The sequence below is a fragment of the Pseudaeromonas pectinilytica genome, assembly GCF_054780855.1.
Genome location: NZ_BAAGVN010000281.1, coordinates 1 through 6,145, shown reverse-complemented (window position 1 = coordinate 6,145; position 6,145 = coordinate 1). Strand labels below are relative to the sequence as shown.

Genomic DNA, 6,145 nt, shown 5'->3' with positions numbered 1-6,145 from the left:
GGCGATTAATCAGATCGCACAAACGACGCCGAGTTCCCTTCTTTCCCGGATAAGTGATCTACATTTCGGAACGGTTATTTAGTATGGATGCGCTTGTTCAGAAAAATGGCGCCTTATTTATGGTCCGCGACTCAGATGCTGTCACCTATTCTCGGGCCCAAGAACGCTCCAATGGTGAAATCGTCGGCGGGAGTATTGAGTTAGCGAATGTCGATTTGGCTGAAGAATTTGCCGAAATGATGATTATTCAACGTGGTTATCAGGCCAGCTCACGGGTCATGAATATCTCGAATGAGATGATCGAAACTTTATATGGTTCTACGCGATGAATCAGTTTGCTTCAGTCTATCCCCTACGCTTTGCTGATTCCCTGCGCGTCACTGATTTACAGGAAAAAGCTCGAGATGTGTTACACAGCTGGTGTAACCAATGGGTTGCCCAAACTGTTCCATGGGGCGATTTGGATGTTTCTTGTTCCATCACTACGACTATTTCGGCCGGACAATCAGGCATGGTTTATCCCACTCGATTGGGCTTGTGCTATTTCCGCTTTTTCCCAGAGTCAGGAACTCCATTGCTCAATACGTTATTGGGGCTTCCTTTCCAATCTTGTTGCCCTATCGATGAACTGGTCATTGCCACGGCACAGCATGCGGGTGAATGTCTATTGCATATGTTGTTGCAGTCGTTAGCCCAGAATGCTTCGATCGATATTCAACAACCGTTTGCATTTCATGACGCAATTGAATACCAGTTTGGCTTTTATCATTTTCGGATTGGCGAATGGGAGTGTTGGGTGCCAGCCGCATTTTTGGGGTCCAACCCTCACGCTTCCAAGCTACCTAAGCCGGTGTCAATATCGGCCGTTTTACCTGCGATTTATGTCTCCGCTGAGGTCTGTCTTCCCGTGGTAACCATTGGCATGTCTGATTTGCTCTCGTTGCAACCTGGTTCAGTCATCAAGACCGACCATCTAGTGGTTAACGGCGTTGAGTTAGCTTGTGCGGGTAAGGCGTTAGCGCGAGGTCGCTTGAGCCGTCAAGCCGATATCCAATCTATAACTCTTACAAAATGACGAGAGAACTATGAGTGATTTTTCTATTTTCCAGCATGTTGATGTGGATCTGAGCGTTGTTATTGGTGACGTCACAGTCACCGCTGAGCAAGTATTGAAGCTACAAGCTGGCACTACGTTGCAGCTAAATCAGCCGGTCGATACTCCGGTCATGCTCAAGTTCAATGGACAGATTATTGCGCATGGTCAGTTGGTGGCTGTTGATGGTCACTATGGCATCCAGCTCACTGAAATTCAACCGTTGCAGCCCTGAGATCAAATATGCAGGAGTATGACTTCGTTTACACCCTTATCGTGATGTGGGTTTGTGTTGCTCTGTTGCTTGTGCTGGCCTGGGCTATCCGGCGGTTTCCAGTATTGCGCCAACGCTTGCAACGCATTGGGTTGACGGCAGAACCCGGTGGTGGGCAACTGGTTTGTCGACAAAAGCTGGTTTTATCACGGCACACAACGGTCTACTGGCTAGCGATTAATGGCCAAGAATACCTTATTGCGGAGTCTGCTGGTCAGGCATCTTGGCAGCCATTGGTCGCCAAAAATGATTTTTTGGCTACTCCCGCTACTACCTCGGAGCAAGTACAAGTTGAACGTTAGACAATTGTTGGGTGGGTTATCGTTGGCGTTATTATCACCGCTGGTATGGGCTTCTGATGCGTCAGATTTGCAAGGGCTGGCTGAATTGGGGAATGGATTGGCGCAGGGTACTGAATTGGCCACACCGCTTAAGTACATGCTGTTATTTACAGCCATGTCCTTTATTCCAGCTTTTTTAGTGGCAGCTACGTCGTTTACTCGCATCATCATTGTGTTATCCATGTTGCGTACCGCCTTGGGTCTACAGTCAACACCACCCAATAGTGTTCTGTTGATCCTGGCTCTGTTTTTAACCCTGTTCTCGATGCGGCCTGTTACTGATGAGATCATGACCACGGCATTTACCCCTTACCAGCAGGGAAGTATTAGTGGAGAACAAGCCTTCGAGCGGGGATTAAACACGATACGTCAATTTGTTGTTCACAATACGGGCGAGCGGGAAATGGCCACTGTATTGGCGATCTCCAACCGACCAGAACAGGTATCGATCGACAAACAATCCATCGTTTACCTTATTCCTGCCTATATGTTGAGTGAGTTGAAAATTGCTTTTCAAATGGGCTTATTGGTCTTTGTCCCTTTTATCCTCATTGACTTGATTGTGGCGAGTATCCTCATGGGGTTGGGGATGATGATGGTTCCGCCCATGACAATTTCATTGCCGCTTAAAATCATCATCTTTGTGCTCAGTGATGGCTGGTTAGTGCTGATCCGCTCGCTTGTTGCCAGTATTCATCCCTAGTGGGCTCTTGAACCATGACACAGGTTATTTCGCCACGGCAAGAAGAAGCCCGCTTGACCCAGTTGCTGCATGATAATGCGGCCTGGATCCGCTCGCTCTCCTGGCAGATCTATCGCAGTTGTGGCGTATCCGGTGCTGAATTGGATGACTACATCCACTTTGGTTCACTGGGCTTTTTGGAAGTAATACAGAAAGGTCTCGATTTAACATCTCTGAGTTTTAAGGCCTATGCCTATCTGAGAGTGCGGGGCCATATTCTGAACAATATTTTCCGTTTCTCGGAAGTCGGTGCCCAACTGTCGACCCAATATGAATTACAGCGGGAGCGGGCTGGTGCACTCACTGATGACAATACCATTCCAGATTACAAATCAGAGCAGTTGGGGCGATTGAATGAGTTGGTCATCTCGGCTGCTATTGCTGTGGTGTTAGCTGAATCGCCCGAGCCGGTTGCATCTGAGCTCGCCAGTTGCCCTTATTACCACACAGAGCAGAGTCAGCTGCAGGTTGTTTTACACGACATGATTGATTTGCTTTCGGCCAATCAGCAGACGGTGATCCGGTTGCATTATTTTCAGTGTCTGAAATTCAACGATATTGCCGAGTTGCTTGGTGTATCGAGGGCTCGGGTTTCTCAGCTTCACAGTCAGGCTCTCGGCAAGATCCGTGAGTGGATCGATTGTGATTTTTCAGGAAGTTTTTAATGAATCAGGCTTTTACCCGCCAACCTCAGGTGGCGATTGTTACAACGATTGCCGATGTGGCATCCAGTATTGATTTTTTTGTTCGTTATCATCTGTCCTTAGGGTTTAAACGACTATTTATATTTCTCGACGTGCCTTGTACTCAAACACAAGCTTTGCTGGCCGATTACCCACAGGTGACCTTGATTCTGAGGGATGAGTTGTTATCTCAGCGCTGGAGTGATGTTGCTAGTGGTGAATACCGGCGCTTGTTGCCGTTAAGTTCACTCGAAGTCATGGCTCGGCAGGAGCTTAATATGCTGTTGGCGCTGGGAATGGCGCGCAGTGAAGGGTTGGACTGGCTACTGCATATCGATAGTGACGAGTTATTCTACCCCCACGACCTGACGCTGGGAGCGCATTTCCTCGATTTGGAACGGCGGGGGATTGGTAATGTCAGTTATCTCAATTATGAAGCACAAGTGGAGCGGGAAGGCGTTGAACATCCTTTTCAGGAAGTAAGCCTGTTCAAGCGTAATTTTTTCCGTAATAACATCTGGGTCTTTAATGCAACGCAACGTGAGCTGTTGCAACAACACTCCTGGTTGCCACCTCAATTTTTCAATTTTTACCAAAATGGCAAGTCAGCGGTTAGGTTGGATAAAACGGTACAGACTAATGGCGTACATTTTTTCAAAAGCGCCAAGGATGTGCATTTTTGCTTGAATCGAGGCCCGGTTATCTTGCACTTTACATGTGCGAGCGTGGCTGATGTTCAGCAGAAATATTTGAGGTTGGGTAATTTTCCTGATACCTGGAATGGCTTGCCCCGCACCGGGAAGTTAATCAGCGATTTTCATATTCAGGCCCGTGATGCGGCCCTCCTTGGCGGGGATCTTGCGCTGGCTCGTTTATTTCGTGAGCGCCTGCTTCCGCCACCAGGCACTGATCTCGCTCCTTTACTAGATGCCGGCTTATTCATTCGTTTACCGGATATTGCCGCTCGAGCGAAGCCCAGAGAGCAGTTTGTGCAGCAGACTCTCCCTGCGGATACGGTCATCCCGCGGGTCATGATCGCTTTACGTCAGCATATGATCTCGACCGGTTGCAATGAAGCGGAGGCGAGCAACTTGTTAGCCTCATGCCGTGATTCCTTGCAACTGATGCTGCCTGTATGTGCTCGCCTTTACCCGGGTGAGCAGAGTATTCATTTATTAACTCGCTGCTATCAGGCGTTGCTGGATGCCAAACGTCAGCGAGACCCGGCCCTTGACTGGCTGCCTGATGCCAATTGGGCCGCATCCCATTCGCGGGTGGGCGGTTGTCTGTATATCGACCGATTTGCGGGCAATTTCCAAGGGTTGCAACGGCGCGTGGAGTACCTCAGTCGCGTTGGTATCAATTTTTTATACTTGATGCCGATGTTTAAACGGCCGCCAGGTGCTAACGATGGTGGCTTTGCCATCAGTGATTATCGGGAAACTGCCCCTGAGCTGGGATCTATCGACGAATTCAGAGCACTATTGACTCATTTGCGTCAGCATGGCATTGCGGTTGCGGTTGATTTTGTCCTCAACCATACCGCCGATGATCATCCCTGGGCGCTACGGGCTGCGGCTGGAGAGGCAGAGTTTCAAGAGTATTATCACTTCTTTGATGATGAGGGAACGGTTCGCGAATACCTGAGTAAGGTTATCGATACCTTTCCAGATCAAGGGCATGACATTACTTATAACAATGACCTTGGTCGTTGGCTTTGGACGACCTTCAATCGCTTCCAGTGGGATTTGAATTATGAAAACCCCGCTGTCCTTGCGGCGATGCTGGATAATTTGCTGTTTCTCAGCAATCTGGGTATCGATGCGTTCCGCTTTGATGCCATTCCTCACATCTGGAAACGCAAGGGCACTCCGTGCAAAAACCAGCCGGAATGTCATCTGATTGTGGAGCTGTTCAGCCATTTTCTTCGCCAGTTAGCGCCGCATAGTCACGTTATATCCGAAGCGATTGTGGCCCCGGAGCAGGTCAAACAATTTGTCCATCGGGATCGAGCCTCTTTGGCGTATCGCCCCTTGCTGTCGGCTTGCCTGTGGCAGGCGCTCTCGACGGCCGATACTCGGGTCATGAGTCATCAGTTGGCGCGTTGGAGTGCGTTACCGGCCGAGTGTAATTGGCTCAGCTATGTCAATTGCCACGATGATTTGCATTGGACTTTCTCTGATCCTTCCCTCCGTGAACTGTTTCCGGAGCAGTCGTTGGCCGATTTTTATCAACCGCTGTTGGCTTTTTACCGCAACAAGGGCGATGTCAGTTTCGCGCGTGGTTTGCCTTTTCAGCAATATCGGATCTCGGGAAGTACCGCTTCGCTGGCGGGTTTGGAAAAAGCACTGGAACAGCACGACGTGGAAGGTGTCGAGCGCTCGGTGCGCCGTATCGTGTTGTTGCACGCCATAGTGCTGGCGATCGGTGGCTTGCCGATGCTGTACATGGGCGACGAATTGGCAAGTCTGAACGACTACAGCTATCGACAGGATCCAGAGTTGGCGACGGACAGTCGCTGGGTGCATCGCCCCTATAAAGATTGGGCGCTGGATGAACAGCGGCTAAGCACAGTGGGCAGCCCCGCTTCCCGGGTGTTTCATATCCTGCGACGGCTGATTGCCATCCGCCAGCAGCAACCCATATTCGCCGGGCATCAGCTTCGAGTCTTGTGCACTGAGCATGTTCCCCTGTTTGTCGCGCTACGCGAAACGGCACAGCAGCGGTTGCTGCTGATTGGCAATTTCACCCCGGACTCGGCACGGCTGAGTCAACAACAATTACGGCTCAGTGGTATCGGTGGGCAATGGCAGGATTTGCTGCTGGGGTGCCCATGCCATCTGGATCAGGATCTGCAGTTGGAGCCTTATGGCTTCCGCTGGTTATTAAGTCAGTCTACGGCTGAGAGCAGCCTTACCAAGAGAGGAAGTGTGCATATTCCCACGCATGGCGATCGCTCAATAACATTCATGCCGATCACGTAATAACATCCATGTCGATCACTCAATAACA

At 49.9% G+C, this 6,145-nt stretch carries 7 protein-coding genes; all 7 read left to right on the top strand.

Features of this window, described 5'->3' with window-relative positions; all coding sequences use genetic code 11:
* Nucleotides 1-83 precede the first annotated feature (83 nt).
* The 7 genes from ACYVG7_RS11405 to ACYVG7_RS11375 are packed head-to-tail and all read left to right on the top strand — an operon-like array spanning nt 84 to nt 6,117.
* Nucleotides 84-329: a flagellar basal body rod C-terminal domain-containing protein gene (locus tag ACYVG7_RS11405; RefSeq protein ID WP_460883232.1), complete on the top strand. Its 246-nt coding sequence runs from the start codon at nt 84-86 to the stop codon at nt 327-329.
* Nucleotides 326-1,075 carry a FliM/FliN family flagellar motor C-terminal domain-containing protein gene (locus ACYVG7_RS11400; RefSeq protein ID WP_460883231.1) on the top strand — a complete coding sequence of 250 codons (750 nt, stop codon included), beginning with the start codon at nt 326-328 and terminating at the stop codon, nt 1,073-1,075. Before ACYVG7_RS11405 ends, ACYVG7_RS11400 begins: the two co-directional genes overlap by 4 nt.
* A gap of 10 nt (nt 1,076-1,085) precedes the next feature.
* Nucleotides 1,086-1,328, top strand: a complete 243-nt coding sequence (locus ACYVG7_RS11395) for a FliM/FliN family flagellar motor switch protein (protein WP_460883230.1) — start codon at nt 1,086-1,088, stop codon at nt 1,326-1,328.
* A gap of 8 nt (nt 1,329-1,336) precedes the next feature.
* Nucleotides 1,337-1,669, top strand: coding sequence for a hypothetical protein (locus tag ACYVG7_RS11390; protein WP_460883229.1), 333 nt, complete (start codon nt 1,337-1,339; stop codon nt 1,667-1,669).
* Between the two features lie 22 nt (nt 1,670-1,691).
* Entirely contained in the window at nt 1,692-2,411 is a 720-nt protein-coding gene (gene fliP / locus ACYVG7_RS11385; protein WP_460883228.1) for a flagellar type III secretion system pore protein FliP, read from the top strand.
* Nucleotides 2,412-2,425: 14 nt separating this feature from the next.
* On the top strand, nt 2,426-3,115 hold the full coding sequence (locus ACYVG7_RS11380) for a sigma-70 family RNA polymerase sigma factor (RefSeq protein WP_460883227.1): 690 nt from the start codon (nt 2,426-2,428) through the stop codon (nt 3,113-3,115).
* On the top strand, nt 3,115-6,117 hold the full coding sequence (locus ACYVG7_RS11375) for an alpha-amylase family glycosyl hydrolase (protein WP_460883226.1): 3,003 nt from the start codon (nt 3,115-3,117) through the stop codon (nt 6,115-6,117). The genes ACYVG7_RS11380 and ACYVG7_RS11375 overlap by 1 nt, the downstream gene beginning before the upstream one ends.
* Nucleotides 6,118-6,145 lie beyond the last annotated feature (28 nt).